The organism is Streptomyces sp. NPDC054796 (assembly GCF_053611545.1).
The window spans coordinates 106,776-127,220 of sequence record NZ_JBSHAO010000023.1 but is presented as its reverse complement, the minus strand read 5'-3'; the positions used below and the strand labels follow the sequence as shown (position 1 = coordinate 127,220).

Here is a 20,445-nt window from a genome sequence, read left to right as displayed (position 1 = left end):
AGTGCGGGCAGGCCGGGTGGTGCGGTGCGTCAGCGGCTCGGCAGCGCGGGGGTGTGCGCGCCGCCGTCGACGAGTGCCTGCCGGTGCAGACGGGCCTGGCGTGGCATGTTCCAGCCGAGTACGGCCGTGACGCGGCCCTCCCGCGTGTAGTGCGCCACGAACCGGCGGTCGTGTTCGGCGCCTTCCACGACGGTCACCTCGGCATCGGGGGACGGCACCCCGTACACCTGGATCTTCATGTCGTACTGGTCCGTCCAGAAGTACGGGACGGGTGCGTAAGCGCGGTCCTCGCCGAGGATGTTGGCCGCGACGACCCCGGCCTGTTCGACCGCGCTCGTGCGGTTCTCCAGCCGGAGCGGGACGCCGAGGTGGTCGTGGTGCCAGCGGGCCACGTCGCCGACGGCGTAGATCCCCTCCGCCGCGCGGCAGCGGGAGTCGCACACCACACCGTCCGCCACCCGCAGTCCGCTCCCCGCGAGCCAGTCGGTGGCCGGGACGCAGCCGATCGCCACCACGGCCACGTCGGCGGGAAGGGTCTCGCCGTCCGGCAGCCGTACGCCGCTGACCCGTCCCCGCTCCGACGTGAGACCGGTGACGGCCGTGCCGCCGCGCACCCGCACCCCGTGCTCGGTGTGCAGTTCGGCCAGCAGGCGCGCGATGTGCGGGCCGAGCTGGTCGGTCATCGGCGCGGCCTGCGGGCCCGCCAGGGTGACGGAGGGGCCCATCTGCCGTGCCGTGGCGGCGATCTCGGCGCCGAGCACACCGTCCCCGACCACCACTGCTCTCCCCCGGTCCCCGGCGTCGAGCAGCGCGCCGCGGAGCGCCGTGGCGTCGTCCAGCGTGCGCAGCACGTGCGCACCGCGCAGGTTCTCCTGTCCGGGGAAGGTGCGGGGGCGCAGCCCGGTGGCGACGACGACGGCGTCGGCGCTCAGCGTACGCGCGGAGGCGGTACGGACGGTGCGCGTCTCCGCGTCGAGGGAGAGGGCCGCGTCCCCGAGCAGGAAGTCGGCGTCCAGCGCGTCCAGTACCTCCTGGGCGCGCAGTCGGGTCCGTTCGGGCTGCCAGGCGCCCGAGAGCACCTGTTTGGACAGCGGCGGCCGGTCGTAGGGCAGCCGGGTCTCGTCGCCCAGGACCGTCAGCCGCCCCGTATAGCCCTTGCGGCGCAGGGCTTCCGCCGTGCCGAGACCGGCGGCTGAGGCGCCGACCACCAGTACGTGTCCGGGTGTGCTCACGGGGTCCCGCCGAGGTGGATGGCGGCGGCGGGGCACACGTCGGCCGACTCGCGGACGGCCGCGTGGTGTTCGGCGGGCGGTTCGGCGTCGAGCAGGACGACGATGCCGTCGTCGTCCCGCTGGTCGAAGACCTCGGGCGCGATCAGCACGCACTGTCCCGCGCCGCAGCACTTGTCCTCGTCGACGGTGATCTTCATGATGCGGTGTCCTCCAGGCGGTCAAGGTCGCGGTCACGGTTGCGGTTGCGGTGGGTGGTGACGGGCGCGGTGAGCAGGCCGGTGATCGCGTCGGACAGCGCGTCGGCCGTGTGCTCCCATGACGCGTGCAGGGGGGCGTTGCCCTCGGCCAGCGCGCGTTCGCGTTCCGCGCAGGTGTGGATGATCAGATGGCGGGCCATGCTGCCGCGTTCGGCCCTGGCCTCGGCCGGCAGCGTCCGGAGGCAGCCGCCGAGTCCGTCGAGGGTCTGGCTCAGTGTCGTCCTGACGAGGGCCTCGTCGGTGACGAGCGCGCGCATCATGGGGTCGGTCATGACCTGGACGGCGAAGCGGGCGTGCCAGGAGGGGACGCCGAGCGAGCCCAGGTACTCCGGCACGGGACGCACCAGGCAGTCCACCCAGTCCCGGACGTCGCGGCTCCCGCCCATCCCGTCCAGGTAGCGCTGCCGGATGCGGTCGACCGCCTCGCCGTGCTTGCTCATGATGGCGCGCACGAGCCCTGGCCTGCCGCCGAAGTGGTAGCTGACGGCGGTGACGTTGCCCTGTCCCGCCGCCTCCCCGATCTGGCGGTTCGAGACGGCGGCGAGCCCGTGTTCCGCGTAGAGCCGCTCGGCCGCCGACATCAGGGCCGCGTGTGTCTCCGCGACGCGCGAGGCACGGGGTGTGCGCGTGCCGCCGCCGCTCACCAGGTCACCGGCAGTTCGCGCAGCGGAGTGGTCAGCATGCCGTCCTGGCGGCGCAGGTCCGTCACCTCGACGCCGAGGTCGAGGGTGGGCAGCCTGCGCAGCAGCACGCCGAGCACGGCCTGGAGTTCGGTGCGGGCCAGCGGCTGGCCGAGGCAGGAGTGCGGCCCTGCGCCGAAGGTGAGGTGCGGGTTGGGGGTGCGGCCCAGGTCCATGGTGTCCGCTTCCTGCCACGCGCGCTCGTCGCGGTTGGCCGCCGCCATGCTGCACACGACGGTGGTACCGGCGGGCACCACGCCGCCGGAGAGTCCGGTGTCCTCGTGCACGTAGCGGAGCATGCCGAAGCCGCTGCCGTTCGGGTCGTACCGCAGCACCTCCTCGACGGCGAGGCGGGTCTTCGAGGGGTCGGCCAGCAGCCGTTCCCAGCGTCGGCGGTCGGCCATCAGGTGCGCCACCATCATGGTGATGAAGCCCGCCGTGGTCTCGTGCCCCGCGAGGAGCAGCGCCTGCCCGGTGGCCACGAGCCCGGCCTCGGACATGGGCTCGCCGTCGCCGTCGGCGCCCGCGATGAGCAGGCTGAGGAGGTCGTCCCCCGGACGTGCGCGCTTCTCCTCGACGAGCCCCGACATATAGGCGGCGAACTCCTCGTGCGCTGCCCGTGTCTCCTCGCGGGTGTACCCCGTCGTGTTCAGGAAGGTGTCGGACCAGTTCTTGAACCTGTCCCGGTCGCCCTCCGGCACCCCGAGCATGGTGCAGATCACGAACACCGGGAGGGGGAAGGCCAGGTGCGCGACGAGGTCGGCGGGCTTCCCGTGCTCCAGCATCCCGTCGACGAGCTGATCGGCCATGGCCTCCATGCCGGGGCGCAGCGCCGTCATCCGCTTCGCCGTGAACCACTTGCCGACCATGCGCCGCCAGCGCTCGTGGCCCTCGTCGTTGAGCGCCTTCGCCATGGGGCTGCTGAAGATGCCCTCCGAGTCACCGGCGGCCACGCGTGCCGCGTCCGGCGAGGCGAGTGCCTCGCGGCTCAGCCTCGGGTCGGAGAGTGCGGTCTTCACGTCCTCGTACCGCGTCAGCAGCGCGGCCTCGTCGCCGCTCGGCAGCGTCACCCGGGCCACCGGGCACGTCCGCCGCAGCTCCGCCCACTCCGGGGGCGGCTCCAGGGGTGCTGGAGAGGCGATCGGATAGGACAGCGGTTCCGTGCCCTGGACCTGCGTCATGTGGCTGCCTCCTCGAAGCGTGCCGGGCGTGTGGGGTGAGCCGGGCACGCGGCAGTCAACCGGATCCACACTCTTAAGTCAATCAACTGAATTAACAAACGGACGGATCTCGTCTGCCGGACCCGGCGGTAACTCACTACCGTGGAAGACGGAGCGGTCCACCGACCGGAAACCGAGCGGAACCGAGCGGGAGAGGTCGCCATCATGACCGCACTGCCAGAGGGCTCACCCTGCTGGGCCGACGCGATGTTCACCGACGTGGAGGGCGCGAAAGCCTTCTACGGCGAAGTGCTGGGCTGGACCTTCGGCGAGAGCGCCTCGGAGTTCGGCAACTACACGCAGGCGTACAAGGACGGCAAGGCCGTGGCCGCCGTCGTCCCCCCGATGCCCGGGGAGGACGGGCCGCAGTCGGCCTGGTGCCTCTATCTCGCCTCGCCCGACGCCGCCGCCACGGCCCAGAAGGTCCGCGACAACGGCGGCGAAGTGCTGATGGGGCCGATGCGGGTCGACGACTTCGGCACGATGCTCATCGCGCGCGACCCCACGGGCGTCACCTTCGGCGTCTGGCAGGCAGGCGTGCACGAGGGCTTCGAGGCGAGCGGCGAGACGGGGACGTACTGCTGGGCCGAGATCTTCACCCGCGAGCCCGAGCGGTCCGACGCCTTCTTCACCTCCGTCTTCCCCTACCGCGCACGGCGCATGGTGAGCGACGAGGTCGATTTCGTCGCCTTGCAGGTCGGCGAGAACACCGTCCTGGGGCGGCTGAAGATGTCGGACCAAGTACCCGCCGATGCCCCGCCGTCCATCAACCTCTACTTCGGCGTCGACGACTGCGACGCGGCGGTGGAGCGTGCGACACGCAACGGGGGCGTGCTGCGGTTCGGTCCGCAGACCACGCCGTTCGGCAGGCTCGCGGCGGTGTCGGACCCGCAGGGCGCCTCCTTCGTCCTGCTCGACACCGGGACGACGGCGGGCGACATGCCCGAGTGGAAGGACGCCTGAGGCGTCTGACGGCCTGACGGTCCGACGGGTCCGGCCGGTGGGACGTCCGACGGGCGCGGGCGCCTGCGGCGCGTGGTGGGCGCCCGTCGGCCTACGGCCCGGCCACCGGCCGTGACCCGCCTGGCGTCAGCCCGGCCACCGGGCCGCAGGCAGTCGGGCCGTGGAGGCGCCGGGCGTCAGCCCGGCCAGGTGCCGGTGACGCGGCGGACGGCCGTCGCGCCGCCTCGGTCCGCCGCGGCCTTGACCGCCGCGAAGATCGCGCCTTGCAGCGCGGCGGCGAGCAGTATCTCGCGCCAGGCCCGGTCCTCGTCCGTGGCGTCGGGGGCGTCCTCGTCGTGCCCCACGAGCTTCCACAGCTGCTTGAAGGCCGCACCGGCCACCACACCGCTGAGCGCGCCCAGCGCCAGGCCCACCGGCTTGTAGAGCAGCTTCGAGCCCTTCATCGCCCGCACCTCCTCCTGCTCCTGCGTCCTGCGGCGAGAACGAGCGCCGCGACGACGGCCGCGCCCACGCCCGCGCCGATGAGCGGCACCGGATTGCGGCGCGCGGCCTGCCTGGCCCCCGCCGCCTTCTGCCGCGCGAGAGCCTTGGCGTCCGCCTTGGCCGCCAGTGCCTCGACGGTGCGGGCGAGCTGTTCGCGTGTGTCCTCCACCCGTAGACGCAGCTCCTGCGGGGAGGGAGCCGCGCCGTCCGCGGCGGATCTGGAGCCGTGCGTCATCGGTGCGCCCTCTCCTTGATCTCGGCCATGTCGGCCTTCACGCTCTCGATCGCCTGCTGGGGCGCGGGCGGTGTCGCCTTGCTGACCTGCCGCTTGCCCAGGGCCGCCAGGATTCCGGCGATCAGCAGCAGCGCCCCGGTGACGATGAGCGCGGACGCCCACCAGGGCAGGACGAGCGCCAGCGCGATGATCGCGGTGGCCACCATGGCCTGGAGCGCCAGGATGCCGACCAGGCCCGCGGCGCCGAACATGCCGCCGCCGAGCCCGAAGCGCTTGCCCTTCTGGCGCATCTCCGCCTGGGCGAGCTGCATCTCCTCACGGACCAGCCGGGAGAACTGCTCCGTCGCCCGCGACACCAGCACGCCCACCGACTCCTCGGTGTGCGCGTCACCGCGCCGCGCGGTGTGCGTGTGCGTATGCGTCGGCGCCCGCGTCTGCGGGGCCGTCCGGTCCTCGACGGAATGACTCATCACCCTGCCTGCCTTTCCTCGTTTGCCGTCCGCCCGCACTACCCGTCACGGGCGGTGTCATACGCGGATACGCGCGCCCGGACCGGCCCGGCGACCTGCCTCACCCGGTGGGCCGCTCCCCGCTGGCGGGACCGGCCCGCGTCCGCGACCATGCGCCGGATACGGGCGCGGGCGGCGCGTCATTCCGCACCCATCCGCTTGCGGTCCGTCTCCGTCCACTTGCTGTCGTCACGGGGTGCCACATAGGGCTCCTCGTCCTCGGGGTGGCCCCCGACGATCGCGCGCTCGCGGGTCAGCTCGGCGTCGAACTCCAGGCCCAGCAGGATCGCCAGGTTGGTGATCCACAGCCACACCAGGAAGATGATCACGCCCGCGAGGGTGCCGTACGTCTTGTTGTACGAGCCGAAGTTGGCGACGTACACCGCGAAGAGTCCCGAGGCCACGAGCCAGATCACCAGCGCGAGGAAGCTGCCGGGGGTGACCCACCGGAAGCCCCGGAGACGCGCGTTGGGCGATGCCCAGTACAGGATCGCGATCATGATGGTGACCAGCACGACCAGCACCGGCCACTTGGCGATCGACCAGACGGTCATGGCGCTGTCCCCCAGGCCCAGTGCCGTGCCCGCCTGCCGCGCGATGCCGCCGGTGAAGACCACGATCAGGGCGCTCGCGCAGGCCAGGACCATCTGCACCAGGGTCACGGCCAGCCGCAGGGGCGTGACCTTCCAGACCGGGCGGCCCTCCGGGATGTCGTACACGGTGTTGGACGTGCGGATGAAGGCGGCGACATAGCCCGAGGCCGACCACAGCGCCCCCAGCAGACCCACGATGGCCAGCACGGAGCCCGTGCCGCCGCTGGACTGCAACTGCTTCACCGCGTCGGTGATGATCTGACGGGCCGACCCGGGCGCGAGCTGCTTGACGTTGTCCAGGACCGTGTCCGTCACCGAAGGGCCCGCGATGCCCAGCAGCGAGACCAGGACGAGCAGCGCGGGGAACAGGGACAGTACCGAGTAGTAGGTGAGCGCTGCCGCGCGGTCGCTCAGCTCGTCGTCCTTGAACTCGGTGGCGGTACGCCGCAGCGCCGCCTTCCACGACCTGCCGCCCAGGTGCGTGGGCTGGTCGGGAGCGGCGCGCTCCACGTCCGGAGCCGGTCCGGAGCCGGAGTCCCCAGGGGCTCCCGGGCCGTTCCGCTCGCCGCTGACATGTGCCGGGGTCTGCCGTTTCCTAGCCACGCGGTGCGAGTAACCCCCGGGGTCGAGCCCCTAACCCCACACACCGATTATTGGGCCATTCGGGGTGAAACAGGAGCATCTCCGACCGCTTCCGTACCCTCGCGTATCCGGAGCCCGCTCACGACCGGTGCCCGGTCCGCTTCCCGGCCGCGTAGGGCGCGAGCAGCTTCTTCCAGCCGCGTTCCAGGTCCTCGTACTCGTCCACGCACAGCTCGGCCCGGTCCTCGCTCAGGTGCGTGCCGTCGACCAGCCGCTCGTGGGTGGCGGGAGCGGAACCGTAGAGGTAGCAGCGGTAGTTGGCCGAGCGCGCCGCGTCCGGGGTGTGCTCGCCGGAGAAGTCGACGCCGTCCGGGCCCGCCTCCTCGGCGTAGAGGGCGTAGTTGTCGGCCGCGGCGAGCAGCGCGGCGGAGCCCCGCCTGCCCTGCGGGAGGAGTTCGTACGCCGCGAACTGGTCGGCCACGTCCTCCTCCCGTCCGACGTAGGGCAGGTCGAGCTGGCCGAGCAGCGCGTGGGCGACCTCGTGGTAGAGCGTCTCGCGCACCACGCCCGCCGTCCGCCCCTCCACGTCGGCGCGTCCCGCGTCCGCGAACATCGCGCGCACCTCGTCGACGAACTCGTAGCAGACGTCGACGCGCTTGCCGACCGGGTCGTAGGAGATGTCGGAGCTGCCGCAGGAGCGGGCACGCAGCCGGACGGCGGTGGGCGCGTCGAGCTGCCCGTTCAGGTGCCGGGCCACCTCCTGGGGCAGTTTCCGCTCCCGCAGGAAGTCCCGCGCCCACCTCTCCGCCTCCCCCGCGTGCCGGTACTCGACGGACAGGCCCGCGCCCCCGCCCCTGGAGGCGGACGGAGAGGACGACGAGGGCTCCGCAGCGCGCTCCCGGGAGCGCGCGGGGCCGCCCGTGCCCGTCGCGCAGGCGGCTGCGGCCACGGCCGCAGCGAGAGCGAGAACGCACAGGTCACGCGCTCGGCCGGGCCCGGACGTGATCCGCATCCCCTCACCCTCGCCCGCGACCCGCTCGCCCGCAATCCGGGACTGGCTCATTACCGCCGCACGCGCGGACCCCGCGCGGCGACGGGCCACCGCGGGCGCCGCGCTCCCGGTAGCGTCCGTCCATGGCCCAACACCCGGCAGTGGACGGCTACTGGGAAGCCGTCGGCTCCACCAAGACCTTCACCCATCCCCTCGACCCCGAGCTGCTGGAGACCTATCTCCCCCGTGACGCGCGCGTCCTGGACTACGGCTGCGGCTACGGGCGGCTGACCGCCCAGCTCGCGGCGCTGGGCTACGGCCACGTCCACGGCGTGGACCCCTCGCACGCGCTGATCGCGCGGGGGCGGCGCGAGCACCCCGAGCTGGACCTCACCCACATGCCGGCGCTCCCCCTGCCCTTCGAGGACGCCTCCTTCGACGCGGCACTCCTGTTCGTCGTCCTCAACTGCGTGCCCGAGGACGCGGCCCAGCGGACGATCGTCGCGGAGGTGGCCAGGCTCGTGCGGCCGGGCGGGGTGCTGTACGTCAGCGATGTGCCGGTGCAGAGCGACGCGCGCAATGTGCGGCGCTACGAGGACAGCCCGGCCGCGCACCACATGTACGGCGTCTTCACCACGGCCGACGGCGCGACCTTCCGCCACCACCGCCCTGAGCATCTGCGCGAGCTGCTGGGCTCACACGGATTCGCGGTCGAGGAGGAACGCACGGGCACGGCGCCCACGCTGCACGGGCACACCGCCGAGCACCTCCAGATCATCGCCCGGCGTAGCTAGGGAGTGTCCTGGACGACCGGTTCGGGACCGGCGTCGAGCGCGTCGAGGACCGCGTCGCCGTTGGCCCTCGCCCACTCGGTCAGCGTGTGGATCGGATCGATCAGCGTTGCCCCGAGCGGGGTGAGTTCGTACTCGACGCGGGGCGGCGCCTCGGCGTAGGCGTGGCGGCGGACGAGCCCGTGCGCCTCCAGCCGCCGGAGCGTCTGGGTGAGCATCTTGCGGGAGATGCCGCCGATCAGCCCGATCAGCTCGCCATGACGCACCGGGCCCCTGCTGAGGCCGTAGAGCACGACCACCGTCCACTTGTCGGCGATCAGCTCGACCGCCAGCCGCGCAGGACAGTCGGCGAGGAAGGGGTCACCTGGCCCGAAACCGCTCATGACCAGCAAAGGTACCTGCTGGTTCCTTCCGGAAACATAGCTTGGGTTCTCCCCCCCTTTCACAGTCAGGTTTCCGCGCCAGGAGAATCATGCGAGTCATCACCCAGCGGACGCCCGGCGGTCCCGAAGCGCTCACCATCGTGGACGCGCCCCAGCCCCGGCCCCTCCCGACCGAGGTCCTCGTCCGCGTCAAGGCGGTCGGACCGAACCCGCTGGAGGCGCTCCTGCGCTCCGGCCGGTTCCCGCGCTGCCGGTCGTCGGGCTGACGGCGTGGCAGGGCCTCGTCGACCTGGGCGGCGTGACCGAGGGCGACCGCGTCCTGGTCCACGGCGGCGGTGGCGGGGTCGGTCACGTCGCGATCCAGATCGCGAAGGCGCGCGGCGCGCATGTGATCACGACCGCGAGCGGCAGCAAGCGGAGGTTCGTCGAGGGTTTCGGCGCCGACGAGGTGATCGACTACACGGCGGCCGACTTCACCGGGGCGGTCCGCGACATCGACGTCGTGCTCGACACACCCGGCGGCGAGGCCGCCGCGCGGTCGCTCGAAGTGCGTCTCGTCGGACTCGTCGAGCAGGGCAGGCTCCGGGTGCACGTGCGGGAAACGTTCCGTTCAAGCGGGTGGCCGACGCACACCGGCTGCTCGACGGCGGCCACCTCCAGGGCAAGCTCGTCCTCACCGTCTGACCCCGTCACCGTCCGATCCCGTCGCGGGGCAGCGGCCGGTTCCGGAGTGCGCCCCGGCGCCGGGGACGAAGGAACGAGCCAGGCGGTCAGGTCAGAAGGCCACCGCGTCGCGGATCAGCGGGCATGTCATGCAGTGCCCGCCTCCTCGGCCCCGGCCCAGCTCCGCGCCGACGATGGTGACGACCTCCACTCCGGCCTGCCGCAGCAGCGCGTTGGTCTGGGTGTTGCGGTCGTAGGTGAAGACGACGCCCGGCTCCAGTGCCACCGCGTTGTTGCCGCTGTCCCACTGCTGGCGCTCGGAGGCGTAGACGTCTCCGCCCGTCTCGATCACCCGTAGCCGGGACAGGCCCAGGGCGCGGGCCACGACCTCGGTGAACGGGGTGGCGCCCTCGTCGGTGATCTCGATTCCCGGCGCCCGGTCGCAGGGGCGCAGCGAGAAGGTGTGGACCCCGCCCATGATGCGCGGGTACAGCGTCACGATGTCCCGGTCCGCGAAGGTGAACACCGTGTCCAGGTGCATCGCCGCACGCAGCTTCGGCATCCCGGCGACGATCACATGCTCCGCCGCGCCTCGCGCGAACAGGGCGTTCGCGACCTGCGTGATCGCCTGCCGCGAGGTCCGCTCGCTCATGCCCATGAGCACGACGCCGTTCCCGACGGGCATGATGTCCCCGCCCTCGAAGGTGGCCCGGCCCCAGTTCTCCTCCGGATCGCCCCACCAGACCGTGGCTTCCCGGAAGTCGGGGTGGAAGATGTAGACCGCCTTCATCAGCAGGGTCTCGTCGTGCCTGGCGGGCCAGTAGAGCGGGTTGAGCGTCACTCCACCGTAGAGCCAGCAGGTCGTGTCGCGGGTGTAGAGGGTGTTGGGCAGCGGTGGCATCAGGTACTCACGCGCGCCCGGGCCCTCGCGGGCCAGTCCCAGGTACGCCGAACGGAACGCGTCGGGCAGATCGGCGGTGGCCAGCCCGCCGATCAGGTACTCGGCGAGCCTGCGCGGGGAGAGGGTGTCGAGGAAGGCGCGGGTGTCGTCGACCAGGCCGAGGCCCACCTCGTTCGCGTCGATCTTCCGGTCGAGCAGCCAGGCCCGGGCCTCCGGCATCGCCATGGTGGCGGCGAGCAGATCGTGCAGCTCGACGACCTCCACCCCCCGGTCGGTGAGCTGGGCGACGAAGTCGGCATGGTCCCGTTGGGCGTTCTCCACCCACATCACGTCGTCGAACAGCAGATCGTCGGAGTTGGTCGGGGTCAGCCGCCGGTGGGCCATCCCGGGGGCGCATACCAGGACCTTGCGCAACCGTCCCACTTCGGAGTGGACGCCGAGCGCGGAAGCGGGGGCTGTGCTCGTCACGGTGGGCCTTTCGCTCGATGACGACATCTCGATGACGACATGGGGTCAGCGACGACATGGGGTCAGTGGGGTCAGCAGGGGCTCTCACAGCTCGATCCAGCCGAGGGCCAGCGCCACCACGCCGACGGCGGCGCCGGCGACCGTCACCGCGCAGATGACCACCTCGCCCGGGGAGAAGAGCCGTCGCCCCCGCTCCCGGCGGGTCTTGACGAACAGGAGGGTCGCCGGGGCGTAGAGGATGAAGGAGACGAGGACGAACTTCAGCCCTGCCGCGTACAGCAGGAACACGGTGTAGAGCGTCGCCACCACGGCGATGACCAGCTCGCGACGGGTGGAGCGCCCCACCGCCTCCGGGCGGGCAGGGCGCGCCGCGGTCCTGACCGCGAAGGCCGCGGCCAGCAGGAAGGGGATCAGGCTCAGCGCGCTGGTCAGGTCCAGGGCGAAGTTGAAGGCGTCAGCGGAGAACAGCGTCACGACGAGCACGACCTGGCTGAGACAGGTCGTCATGAGCAGCGCGTTCTCGGGGACGTCCGCCGCCGTCGACCGCGCCAGGAAGCGGGGCATGTCCTTGTCCTTGGCGGCGACGAAGAGGACTTCGGCGGCCATCAGGGTCCAGGCGAGGTAGGCGCCGAGCACGGAGACGACGAGGCCGACGCTGACGAAGACCTTCCCCCAGGTGCCGACCGCCGACTCCAGCACCTCGGCCATCGAGGGCTGCCGAAGCTCGGCGATCTCGGCCATCGGCAGCAGCCCGTAGGAGACGATCGTGACGGAGGCGAAGACGGCGAAAACGCTGAGGAAGCCGAGGACCGTGGCCCGCCCGACGTCCTCGCGGCGCTTGGCGTGCCGCGAGTACACACTGGCCCCCTCGACGCCGAGGAAGACGAAGACGGTGGCGAGCATGGTGCCCCTGACCTGGTTGAAGAGGGAGCCCGCGTAGTCGGCACCGCCGAAGTTGTCCGCGAAGACGGAGGGCTCGAAGTAGAACAGCGCCAGGATCACGAAGAAGACGATGGGAACGGTCTTCGCCACCGTCACGATCCGGTTGATCGCCGCCGCTTCGTTCACGCCCCGGCGGATCAGCAGGAAGAACCCCCACAGCCCGGCCGAGGAGACCACCACCGCCGTCACGGTGTCGCCGTCCCCGAGCACCGGCACCAGCGCGCCGGCCGTCGACATGATGAGAACCCAGTAGGTGACGTTACCGACGCAGGCGCTGGCCCAGTAGCCGAAGGCGGAGAAGAAGCCGAGGTACTCGCCGAAGCCCGCCTTCGCGTACGCGTACACGCCCGCGTCCAGGTCAGGACGGCGGACGGCGAGTGTCTGGAAGACGAAGGCGAGCATCAGCATGCCGGCCCCGGCGACCGCCCAGGCGATCAGCGCCCCCGCGACCCCGGTCTCCTGCGCGAAGCGCTGCGGCAGCGAGAACACCCCGGCACCGACCATCGAACCGACGACCATCGCGGTCAACGTCAGCAGGGTCAGCTTGGCCGCCGGTCGTGCCGCGGCCTCGGCGTCGCTCATGGTTTCCCTCGTCAGCGCGGGCGTGGCGCGGGCGGAAGACGTCCGCCCGCGCTCCGTCGAAGGAGAAACCTAGCAACTTTTTGGGTGGATTTGCCTTATGTCAGGCCATTTCAATGTGACGACGCCGAGCGCCCCCTCGGGGCCGCGACGGCGTCGCCGTCCAGCGTGGCCAGGACCGCGTCGGCCATCGCGCGCATGCCGAGGCCGTTGGGGTGGACGGGGGCGCCGTTCCGGACATCCCAGATGCCCTCCATCCAGCGGTCGCCCGGCGCCTGGCAGGCGTCGTGGCCGAGGCTGGGCGTGTACGTGTCCACGAACGTGGCGCCGTTGGCCTCCGCCTGGCGGGCGATGACGGCGTTGAGGAGCCGGTGCTTCGCGTTCAGGTAGGGCGCGTCGCCTTCGGCGACGGCGTTTCTGTTGGGATTGTCCGGGACGCATTCCGCGCGGGATTCGGGCAGGATGACGGGATAGGCGACGACCACGACGCGCGCTTTCGGCGCACGCTCGTGAATTCCCTCGAGCGTGGCCGCGATCTTCGGTTCGACGGCGAGAATATCCTCTTCCAACTGGTCCTTTCCGCCGCTCGTGTAGTGCTTCTCGCAGGGGGCGCCCTCGGGGTCGAATGCCGCGAGGAGGACACAGGTGACGATGATTCCGGCGAACCCGGCGTCATTGCCGCCAATGCCGAGCGTCACCAGTTCGTCGTCCGCTCTCAGCGCGTCGAACTGCGGCGGTTTCCCGAACTGCGACGCCGTCATGCTGCCCGTCACGGCGCCGCTGCAACTGACGTCGGTGAAGCTGGACACGCCCGTCTCGGCCGCGATGAGGGAGGGGTAGTTCTTGTCGGAACGCGCGCACAGCCCCGAGTCGGGGTCCTGGTCGGCGATGCCGGGACCCGCGGTGAAGGAGTCGCCGAGCGCGACGTAGCGCCCGCCGGCCGACGGCTGCGCCGCGGCCGCTGTCGCGGCCGAGGAAGCACTCAGCGCGGTGCCCACGAGAGCGGCGGCCAGGGGCAGTGCCGCGACACGGGATATCCGTCGGCGAAGGGGCGAGCGGAGACGAAGAGAACGACGCTCGGACACACTTTCCTCCCAAGTGGCGGCCCCCGCGTCGCAAGAGAATGCTGGCGCCCGGGAAAGGTGTCAATGGGCATTGCGGGAAAGGAATTCCCGCCGGGAAAGGCGCTCACCGGGAGGCGAATCATTCTCGCGCGCATTGTCGTCCCGGCACAAATCCGCGGCCCGGCACGGACCCGGCGAAGGTTCCCCGTGGACTGCGGCGGCCGACCGCCGGGGTGGGGCGGGTCACCGGGGCACGCGTGGCACGGGTGACGCAGGTGTGATGGGTGATGCGGGTGGCCCGTGCGGCCGTTGCTCTGCCTGTGGCACCGTGAGGTGCTTCACGGGGCAGGTGAGGGCCGGGCCGCTGGGCACGGGGACCCGTGATCGCCAAGAGGGACACCCGTATGAAAGGGTGGAAACTTGGCGAAAAGCATCACCCAGAAAGGAGACGCCATGTCCTCGAAGCGCCGCCGCAAGAAGAAGGCACGTCGTAAGAACGGGGCCAACCACGGCAGCCGTCCCCAGTCCTGAACGGACGGGTTCCGACGGACCCTACCTGAGAGTTCCCCGCGCCCGGCCGCGCACCGCCGCTCCGGACGCGGGGACTCCACGGGGCGGCCCCGCCGCCCCCCTCCCGGCCGGACTTCCCCGCCCCCGGCCGCTACGGCGCGACGAGGCCCTCGTCGGTGAGATACCGGTGCAGCCGCCCCGCGCCTTCGAGCATGGCCGCCCCCTTGCGCACGCCCTCCGCGCGCCGCTGTGCAATCGCCGCGCGCAGCGCGTCGCTGCTGCCCGTCCGCCGGAGCCCGTCGAGCACAGGGCGGATCCGGGGCAGCGGGTAGTGGCTCTGGCGGAGGATGCTGATCAGCCGCGCGTCGCGGACGTCGGCCGCGTGGAAGCGGCGGTAGCCGGTGGCCCGTTCGCGTTCCGGGGTGAGCAGTCCGGCCGACTCCCACACGCGCAGCGCCGACGTCCGCACCCCTACGGCCGCGGCCACGTCCCCGATGCGCATCCCCGACGACGGCGAAGCCGGGGCGCCTGGCTTCTGCCGCGCGAGGGCTTCCAGTGCCTCGCTCGCCGCTTCGAGCGAGAGCCGCTGCCCGTGCAGCGCGGCGTGGTCCGCGTGCACGAGGGCGAGCGCCCCTGTCACGTCGCCTTCGTGGACGGCCAGCATGACGGCCCGCGCCGTGCCAGGCCCGTACCCCTTCGCCAGCGCCCGGTAGGTGAGCAGCGCCCCCTCGTGTCCGGCGTCGAACGTGCGGTAGCCGGAGGGGGTGCGCGCCGCCGGGGGCAGGATGCCCGCCTCCTCGTAGTTGCGGACCTGCTGCGTCGAGATCCCCGCCGCGCGTGCCAGGTCGACGGGCCGCAGCCCCGCCCTCTCCCGGCGTCCCTTCCCCTGCGCCTGCTTCCCGCTCATCGCCCGTCCCCTTCGGCCATCGGCTTCACCCCGAGTTGAAGGTTATGCGGGCCTCTCCCCTGTCTGTTCAGGCCCCCGCCGGGAAAAAGTCCACACAAGAAGTTCAATGGAAAACTTGAAAGTATGGACGTCATCGACAGCAAGCGCACATCCGAGGCTCCCGTCCACCGTGCGGACGGCTCGATCCGCGTGCGGGGCGCGCGCCTGCACAACCTCAGGAACGTCTCCCTGGACATACCGAAGAACCAGCTCGTCGTCCTGACCGGCCTCTCCGGCTCGGGCAAGCTCGCCAGGGAACTGGGCGCACGCGCGACGGGCCGCACCCTGTACCTGCTCGACGAACCCACCACAGGGCTGCACGCGGCGGACACGGCCCGGCTGCTCGACGTGCTGCAACGGCTCGTGGACGCGGGCAACACCGTCGTCGCCATCGAGCACGACCTCGATGTGGTCCGCGCCTCCGACTGGGTCGTCGACCTCGGTCCCGCGGGAGGCGCGGCGGGCGGCGAGGTGATGGCGGTGGGCAGCCCGAAGGAGGTGGCTCCCGCGTAGTGCCCCGGGCTCGGGTGTGCCTGCCGGCCCGGCTCCCGCCCGGCCCGGCAGGCACACCCGTACGCGGTGCGGGCGTTCAGCCGCGTGGACCGTCCTGGCGCATCAGCAGATGGCCCCGGCGGAAGCGCTCCTCCTCGCCCGGCTCGCGCAGCATCCGGCCGATCTCGGTGAAACCGGCGGCACCGGCCAGCGCGGCGAGGTCGTCGACCGGCCACCGGTAGGCCGTCGCCACCTTGTGGTCGAACGGCGTCACAGGGCCGCCCTCCGACTCGAAGAAGGCGAGCAGGAGGTGGCCGCCCGGCGCGATCACCCGCTGGAACTCGGCGAGGTACGCTGGCATGTCCTCGGGCGGGGCGTGGATGACCGAGTACCAGGACACGATGCCGCTCAACTCGCCGTCGGGCAGGTCCAGAGCGTCCATGGAGCCGACCTCGAACCGCAGGTCCGGGTACGCCTCGCGGGCGAGGGCGATCATCGCGGGCGACAGGTCGACGCCGAAGACGTCCAGCCCGAGGTCCCGCAGGTGCGCGGTCGTCTGCCCGGGGCCGCAGCCCAGCTCGGCGACGCGGCCGGGACCGGAGCCGGAGCCCGTGCCGGGCCCGGTGGCCCGCACCTGCTCGGCGAAGGCGGCCAGCACCGCGCGGTCCAGCGGAAAGCCGTCCAGCGCGTCGCGGGCGAGTTCGGCGTAGAGGGTGGCCACGGCATCGTAGGCATCGGCCGTCGCGTCGAGGTGTGCGGAGGTTTCGGTCACGAGCGAGGAGACTAGAGCGTTCCCCGGCGCGCCCCGCGCCCGGGTGCCTTCCCCGGACACGCCCGCCACGGCGGCCACTTGCGACACTGTGTCCCGTGATCGCGAAGCCCGGCGCCGGGGACGGCGCGCTCGTACGGCATCTGGAGGATCTCTACGGCCTGGAGGTCTCGGAGGTCGCCTTCCTGAACCTCGGCGCGGACGCCGACGCCGCCGCGTACCGCGTCGTCGCGGACACCGGCGTCCACTTCCTCAAGCTCCGGCGCGGCGGCGTGGACACCTCGAAGGTGGAGTTGCAGGACTTCCTCGCCCGCGCGGGGGCGGCACGCGTCGTCGCTCCCGTGCCCGACCGTCACGGCAGGCTCGTGACGGATCTCGACGGGCACGCCGCCGTCCTCCAGCCGTTCGTCGAGGGGCGCAGCGGCTTCGAGACGGAGCTGACGCCCGAGCAGTGGACGGAGCTGGGTGCCTCGGTCCGCGCGCTGCACGAGATCGGCGACCTGCCGACGGCGCTGCGCGCGTCGGTCCGCGTCGAGACGTACGGCGGCGAGTGGCGCGACAAGGTGCGTGCCCGGCTCGCCTCGGGCCCGCCGGAGCAACTGCCCGACGCGCCGGCGCGGGGTCTGGCGGCGCTGCTCGTGGAGCACCACCGGCAGCTGTCGGGCATCGTCGCGCGCGCCGAGCGGCTGGCGGCTGTGCTGCGGGACCGGGGGCGTGCGACGGTGCTGTGCCACGGGGATCTGCACGGGGGCAACGTCATGGCCGGGGACGACGGTTCGCTCACCGTCGTCGACTGGGACGACCCCGTGCTGGCGCCCAGGGAGCGCGATCTGATGTTCGTCGGCGGCGGCGTGGGCGGCACCTGGAACCGGGCTGAGGAGTGCGCCGCGTTCTACCGGGGGTACGGCAGGGACGGGACGGACGGGGCGCCCGACCGCGAGACGCTGGCCTACTACCGTCTGGAGCGCATCGTGCAGGACGTCGCCGAGTTCTGCGACGCACTGCTTTCCGGCGAGGGCGACGACGGCTCGGTGACCGGCGCCGATGACCGGGCTCAGAACCTGCGGCACTTCGCGGGCCAGTTCCGCCCTGGCAACGTCATCGACATCGCGGAACGCACCTACGCGGCACTGTGACGGGGGCGCGGCGCCGGTCCCACCCGGACGGTCCAGCGCAGCGCCCCCCGCGATCTAGCCGTCGACGGGCTCCAGGACGAAGACCGGGATCTCGCGGTCCGTCTTGCTCTGGTACTCGGCGTAAGGGGGGAACGCCGCCACCGCGCGGTCCCACCACTCGGCCTTCTCTTCGCCGGTGACCTCGCGTGCGACGTACTCCTTGCGCACCGGACCGTCCTGGAGTTCCACCGTCGGGTGGGACAGCACGTTGTGGTACCAGACCGGGTGCTTCGGCGCGCCGCCCAGTGACGCCACGGCCGCGTAACGCCCGTCGCGCTCCACACGCATCAGCGGCGTCTTACGGATCTTGCCGGACTTGTTCCCCTTGGTGGTCAGCACGATCACCGGCATTCCGTTCATCGTCGTGCCCTCGGTGCCGCCCGAGCGCTCGTACTGCTCGACCTGGTTCCGTACCCACTCCGTCGGGCTGGGCTCGTACTCGCCGGTCAGTGGCATCCCGCTGGTCCTCTCTCCACGTGTGGACACCGCCCGTCACGGGCGTGTTCAGGCGCCAACAATGCCAGGGCCCGCGCTATTTCACGGGCCTCCGGAACGGCGCGCCCCGTACGCGGCCCAGGCCGGCGCCGGGGCGGGCCGATCACCCGGAGGCACCGGGAAGCACCGGGAGGCGCCAGGAGGCACCCGGAATGACATCGCCCAGGGCGGGAACAAGCGAGGGGCAAGGATAGGGTTGCCGCGTGGCGGACGCCTCAGTGTGCCGATGGCCATCTCGCGCATCCGGGGCAGCAGCACCTCCGCGCGACGCGCGCCCTGTCCGCTTCCCGGGAACGCAAGCGAGCAGGCAAGCGCGGACCCCCCGCCCGGGGCCGCGCCGCCGAGATGGAGTGTCACTGTCATGGGCGCGAACCGCACACCCCCCGGCCATGACCCGCACGAGACCGCCCAGACGGCCACCGAGGTCATCGAGTTGCTGGAAGTACTGTGGGAACGCGGCAAGGACGCCGCGTCCACCGCGCCGGTCTCCGCCTCGCAGCTCCGGGTCATGCACTGCATCGACCGGGACGAGGGCATCAACCTGCGCACGCTCGGCGAGGCACTGGGCGCCGCGTCCTCCTCCGTCAGCCGGCTGTGCGACAGGCTCGAAGCGCTCGGTTTCGTGGAGCGGCTCCCCAGCCCCACCAGCAGGCGCGAACTGGAGCTGCACCTCACAGGGCACGGCAAGGCGTATCTGAGAAGGCTGCGGAGCCAGCGCGAGGACGCCCTGCTGGCCGTCCTCTCCTCGATGCGCCCGAGGGATCGCGAAGCACTGCTCAAGGGGCTCAGGAGCTTTCGCGGGGCGGTCGATGCCTCGCTCCCAAAATCACGTCCCGCGAGCGGTGACAGCGCCGTCAGACCCGCCTGACCACCTCGGCCCTCTCTCCCTCGCTCCACGCACACCCGGCAGCGCACGGTCCACGCACGCCACGGGACACCTTCCGTGCCCGCGCACCCCGGCACACCGCAGAGTGCCGGGACACGATCCAATTGTTGTCATGCGTGGACAGTTGTCAAGCGGCAAGTGTCTTGGGGTGGCCCGCGGTTCGGGCTCACCCCTCCGGCGACGACCGCATCCGGGCCGCCACCCCGTCCTCCTCGCGTCCGTCCCGCCCGTCGTGCCCGTCGCGCTCGTCCCGTCCGTGCCAGTCGAGACACATCACGAGGGCGTCGTCGTGCACCGGAGAGTTCTCCCGGTACTCCCCCAGCTCGCGGAGCACCGCGCGCGGCACCTGCGCGGCGGGCAGCAGCCTGGTGGCCATGAGCGTGCGGCCGAGGGCGCGTTCGCCGTACGACTCGCCCGCGGAGGACGAGGTGTCGTAGACCCCGTCGCTCCCGATGAGCAGCCGGTCGCCGGGACGCACACGGAAGCGCTCGGCCACGTACCGCGTGTCCTCGAACATGCCCAGCGGAAGCTGCGCCTCGCAGGACAGGGGCTCCACGCCGTCACGCAGCCGCCAGATGCGCGGCGAACCGGCGTCGATCGCCTCCACCTCGCCCGTCGCCAGGTCGAAGCGCAGCAGCAGCACGGACAGATGCGCTGCCCCCTGGTACTGCGCGTAGATCGCCTGGTCGGCGAGGACGGCCTGGCCCGCGAGGTCGAGACCGGCGCGCCGGGCGTTGCGCAGCGCGTTGACCCCGAGGTTGGTCAGCAGTGAGGCGTCCATCCCCTCGTTCATACCGTTGACGACGGAGAGGGTCAGATGGTCGGCGGTGACGGCCCAGTCGAAGCTGTCGCCGAAGATCGCGTAGGCGGGTTCCAGGTGCGCCCCGAGCGCGAACTCGGGCCGCACGCAGGAGCGCCCCGGCAGGAGCTGCCACTGCATCTCGGCGGCGAGGGTGAGCCGCGCGGTGCGGCGCGCGAGCAGGTACAGGTCGGTGTCGCGCTCGGCCACCAGGACCTCGTGCCCGAGCGCCTCGCAGATGTACTCCAGCCCGCTCAGCAGCTCCTTGCCGCACTCCTCCTCGGGGAGGGTGACGGAGAGCACGCCCATCCGGTCCCCCCGGATGGTCACCGGGAGATGCGCCGTCACGCGCCCGCCCCGCGCTTCGGGCACGAGCACCGGCTCCTGGGCGCCGAAGGCACGGCCCTGGGGGGTGTTCCACGCGGACACGGGCGCGGGTGCCGCGCCGGGCGCCGGGGCGGTGCCGGAAGCGCCCACTGCCTGGAGCGTGGTCAGCCCGTAGTCGATCATGCGCAGCTCGACGCCGGAGGCGCCGTAGTGCTCCCGCAGCGCGTCCGCGATGACCTCCGGCAGCGTGTCCGGCAGCGCGGTGCGCAGTGCCCGTTCGACGGCGAAGAGTTTGTCCACCACGTCTCCCAGTTCTCGTGCAGTCCTCGTCGCCCACGCGACCGTCGTCGGACGGGCCGGCACACGCCACCGGCGGCGCCACCGCGAAACGGCCAGCTAACCACGTCGCGCCCGCCTTCCCGCGCGTACCCCGGCAGGCCGTCGCCGTTCAGGACCCGGCCGTACGCCCGCACGCCCGCCCGGCGCCCCGCTCGCGCTTCCGGGCCCCCG

Annotated in this window: 22 protein-coding genes and 2 pseudogenes; 7 read left to right on the top strand and 17 right to left on the bottom strand. The window is 72.0% G+C overall.

The window, feature by feature from the left end; genetic code table 11:
- Nucleotides 1–29 precede the first annotated feature (29 nt).
- The 4 genes from ACWGJ2_RS20665 to ACWGJ2_RS20650 are packed head-to-tail and all read right to left on the bottom strand — an operon-like array spanning nucleotide 30 to nucleotide 3,350.
- Complete coding sequence (locus ACWGJ2_RS20665; protein ID WP_453347592.1) at nucleotides 30–1,232, bottom strand: NAD(P)/FAD-dependent oxidoreductase; 1,203 nt, start codon at nucleotides 1,230–1,232, stop codon at nucleotides 30–32.
- Entirely contained in the window at nucleotides 1,229–1,429 is a 201-nt protein-coding gene (locus ACWGJ2_RS20660; protein WP_453347591.1) for a ferredoxin, read from the bottom strand. The genes ACWGJ2_RS20665 and ACWGJ2_RS20660 overlap by 4 nt, the downstream gene beginning before the upstream one ends.
- Nucleotides 1,426–2,070 (bottom strand): TetR/AcrR family transcriptional regulator, encoded by a 645-nt coding sequence (locus tag ACWGJ2_RS20655; RefSeq protein WP_453347602.1) that lies wholly within the window; start codon nucleotides 2,068–2,070, stop codon nucleotides 1,426–1,428. The genes ACWGJ2_RS20660 and ACWGJ2_RS20655 overlap by 4 nt, the downstream gene beginning before the upstream one ends.
- 59 nt (nucleotides 2,071–2,129) lie before the next feature.
- The gene (locus tag ACWGJ2_RS20650; protein ID WP_453347590.1) at nucleotides 2,130–3,350 is read right to left on the bottom strand and encodes a cytochrome P450; all 1,221 of its coding nucleotides are present in this window, start codon (nucleotides 3,348–3,350) and stop codon (nucleotides 2,130–2,132) included.
- Nucleotides 3,351–3,554: 204 nt separating this feature from the next.
- Between ACWGJ2_RS20650 and ACWGJ2_RS20645 the strand changes: the two genes are divergently transcribed.
- Nucleotides 3,555–4,352 (top strand): VOC family protein, encoded by a 798-nt coding sequence (locus tag ACWGJ2_RS20645; RefSeq protein ID WP_453347589.1) that lies wholly within the window; start codon nucleotides 3,555–3,557, stop codon nucleotides 4,350–4,352.
- A 176-nt stretch (nucleotides 4,353–4,528) separates the two neighbouring features.
- Here the strand turns inward: ACWGJ2_RS20645 and ACWGJ2_RS20640 are convergent, their stop codons facing one another.
- From ACWGJ2_RS20640 to ACWGJ2_RS20620, 5 genes are all read right to left on the bottom strand, one after another.
- The gene (locus ACWGJ2_RS20640; RefSeq protein ID WP_453347588.1) at nucleotides 4,529–4,795 is read right to left on the bottom strand and encodes a DUF4235 domain-containing protein; all 267 of its coding nucleotides are present in this window, start codon (nucleotides 4,793–4,795) and stop codon (nucleotides 4,529–4,531) included.
- The gene (locus ACWGJ2_RS20635; protein ID WP_453347587.1) at nucleotides 4,792–5,070 is read right to left on the bottom strand and encodes a DUF3618 domain-containing protein; all 279 of its coding nucleotides are present in this window, start codon (nucleotides 5,068–5,070) and stop codon (nucleotides 4,792–4,794) included. Before ACWGJ2_RS20635 ends, ACWGJ2_RS20640 begins: the two co-directional genes overlap by 4 nt.
- Nucleotides 5,067–5,540 carry a phage holin family protein gene (locus ACWGJ2_RS20630; protein ID WP_453347586.1) on the bottom strand — a complete coding sequence of 158 codons (474 nt, stop codon included), beginning with the start codon at nucleotides 5,538–5,540 and terminating at the stop codon, nucleotides 5,067–5,069. Before ACWGJ2_RS20630 ends, ACWGJ2_RS20635 begins: the two co-directional genes overlap by 4 nt.
- Before the next feature lie 179 nt (nucleotides 5,541–5,719).
- Nucleotides 5,720–6,775, bottom strand: a complete 1,056-nt coding sequence (locus ACWGJ2_RS20625; RefSeq protein WP_453347585.1) for a YihY/virulence factor BrkB family protein — start codon at nucleotides 6,773–6,775, stop codon at nucleotides 5,720–5,722.
- A gap of 118 nt (nucleotides 6,776–6,893) precedes the next feature.
- The gene (locus tag ACWGJ2_RS20620; protein WP_453347584.1) at nucleotides 6,894–7,766 is read right to left on the bottom strand and encodes a DUF4344 domain-containing metallopeptidase; all 873 of its coding nucleotides are present in this window, start codon (nucleotides 7,764–7,766) and stop codon (nucleotides 6,894–6,896) included.
- A 122-nt stretch (nucleotides 7,767–7,888) separates the two neighbouring features.
- On the opposite strand from ACWGJ2_RS20620, the gene ACWGJ2_RS20615 reads away from it, so the two are divergent.
- Complete coding sequence (locus ACWGJ2_RS20615) at nucleotides 7,889–8,539, top strand: class I SAM-dependent methyltransferase (protein WP_453347583.1); 651 nt, start codon at nucleotides 7,889–7,891, stop codon at nucleotides 8,537–8,539.
- Here the strand turns inward: ACWGJ2_RS20615 and ACWGJ2_RS20610 are convergent.
- A complete protein-coding gene (locus tag ACWGJ2_RS20610; RefSeq protein WP_453347582.1) occupies nucleotides 8,536–8,919 on the bottom strand; it encodes a winged helix-turn-helix transcriptional regulator in 384 nt (127 codons plus the stop codon). The genes ACWGJ2_RS20615 and ACWGJ2_RS20610 overlap by 4 nt on opposite strands.
- A gap of 89 nt (nucleotides 8,920–9,008) precedes the next feature.
- Between ACWGJ2_RS20610 and ACWGJ2_RS20605 the strand changes: the two are divergent.
- Nucleotides 9,009–9,603, top strand: a pseudogene (locus ACWGJ2_RS20605) (zinc-binding dehydrogenase).
- Nucleotides 9,604–9,694: 91 nt separating this feature from the next.
- Here the strand turns inward: ACWGJ2_RS20605 and ACWGJ2_RS20600 are convergent.
- From ACWGJ2_RS20600 to ACWGJ2_RS20590, 3 genes are all read right to left on the bottom strand, one after another.
- Nucleotides 9,695–10,978 (bottom strand): arginine deiminase, encoded by a 1,284-nt coding sequence (locus ACWGJ2_RS20600; RefSeq protein ID WP_453347581.1) that lies wholly within the window; start codon nucleotides 10,976–10,978, stop codon nucleotides 9,695–9,697.
- Nucleotides 10,979–11,035: 57 nt separating this feature from the next.
- Nucleotides 11,036–12,475, bottom strand: coding sequence for a basic amino acid/polyamine antiporter (locus ACWGJ2_RS20595; RefSeq protein WP_453347580.1), 1,440 nt, complete (start codon nucleotides 12,473–12,475; stop codon nucleotides 11,036–11,038).
- Between the two features lie 110 nt (nucleotides 12,476–12,585).
- A complete protein-coding gene (locus ACWGJ2_RS20590; RefSeq protein ID WP_453347579.1) occupies nucleotides 12,586–13,557 on the bottom strand; it encodes an SGNH/GDSL hydrolase family protein in 972 nt (323 codons plus the stop codon).
- 432 nt (nucleotides 13,558–13,989) lie between these two features.
- Between ACWGJ2_RS20590 and ACWGJ2_RS20585 the strand changes: the two genes are divergently transcribed.
- Nucleotides 13,990–14,067, top strand: a complete 78-nt coding sequence (locus tag ACWGJ2_RS20585) for a 50S ribosomal protein bL37 (RefSeq protein WP_370443954.1) — start codon at nucleotides 13,990–13,992, stop codon at nucleotides 14,065–14,067.
- A 130-nt stretch (nucleotides 14,068–14,197) separates the two neighbouring features.
- On the opposite strand, the gene ACWGJ2_RS20580 is transcribed toward ACWGJ2_RS20585, so the two are convergent.
- Nucleotides 14,198–14,953, bottom strand: coding sequence for a MerR family transcriptional regulator (locus ACWGJ2_RS20580; RefSeq protein WP_453347578.1), 756 nt, complete (start codon nucleotides 14,951–14,953; stop codon nucleotides 14,198–14,200).
- Between the two features lie 282 nt (nucleotides 14,954–15,235).
- Between ACWGJ2_RS20580 and uvrA the strand changes: the two are divergent.
- A pseudogene (gene uvrA / locus ACWGJ2_RS20575) lies at nucleotides 15,236–15,505 on the top strand (ABC-ATPase UvrA); the annotation flags it as partial.
- Between the two features lie 76 nt (nucleotides 15,506–15,581).
- Here the strand turns inward: uvrA and ACWGJ2_RS20570 are convergent.
- Nucleotides 15,582–16,256: a class I SAM-dependent methyltransferase gene (locus tag ACWGJ2_RS20570; RefSeq protein WP_453347577.1), complete on the bottom strand. Its 675-nt coding sequence runs from the start codon at nucleotides 16,254–16,256 to the stop codon at nucleotides 15,582–15,584.
- Between the two features lie 95 nt (nucleotides 16,257–16,351).
- Between ACWGJ2_RS20570 and ACWGJ2_RS20565 the strand changes: the two genes are divergently transcribed.
- A complete protein-coding gene (locus ACWGJ2_RS20565; RefSeq protein WP_453347576.1) occupies nucleotides 16,352–17,389 on the top strand; it encodes a phosphotransferase enzyme family protein in 1,038 nt (345 codons plus the stop codon).
- A gap of 54 nt (nucleotides 17,390–17,443) precedes the next feature.
- Here the strand turns inward: ACWGJ2_RS20565 and ACWGJ2_RS20560 are convergent, their stop codons facing one another.
- Nucleotides 17,444–17,884, bottom strand: coding sequence for a nitroreductase family deazaflavin-dependent oxidoreductase (locus tag ACWGJ2_RS20560; RefSeq protein ID WP_453347575.1), 441 nt, complete (start codon nucleotides 17,882–17,884; stop codon nucleotides 17,444–17,446).
- Between the two features lie 400 nt (nucleotides 17,885–18,284).
- Here ACWGJ2_RS20560 and ACWGJ2_RS20555 point away from each other — a divergent pair, with 400 nt between their 5' ends.
- Nucleotides 18,285–18,791: a MarR family winged helix-turn-helix transcriptional regulator gene (locus ACWGJ2_RS20555; protein ID WP_453347574.1), complete on the top strand. Its 507-nt coding sequence runs from the start codon at nucleotides 18,285–18,287 to the stop codon at nucleotides 18,789–18,791.
- A 184-nt stretch (nucleotides 18,792–18,975) separates the two neighbouring features.
- On the opposite strand, the gene ACWGJ2_RS20550 is transcribed toward ACWGJ2_RS20555, so the two are convergent.
- On the bottom strand, nucleotides 18,976–20,235 hold the full coding sequence (locus ACWGJ2_RS20550) for a PP2C family protein-serine/threonine phosphatase (RefSeq protein ID WP_453347573.1): 1,260 nt from the start codon (nucleotides 20,233–20,235) through the stop codon (nucleotides 18,976–18,978).
- Nucleotides 20,236–20,445: the final 210 nt, after the last annotated feature.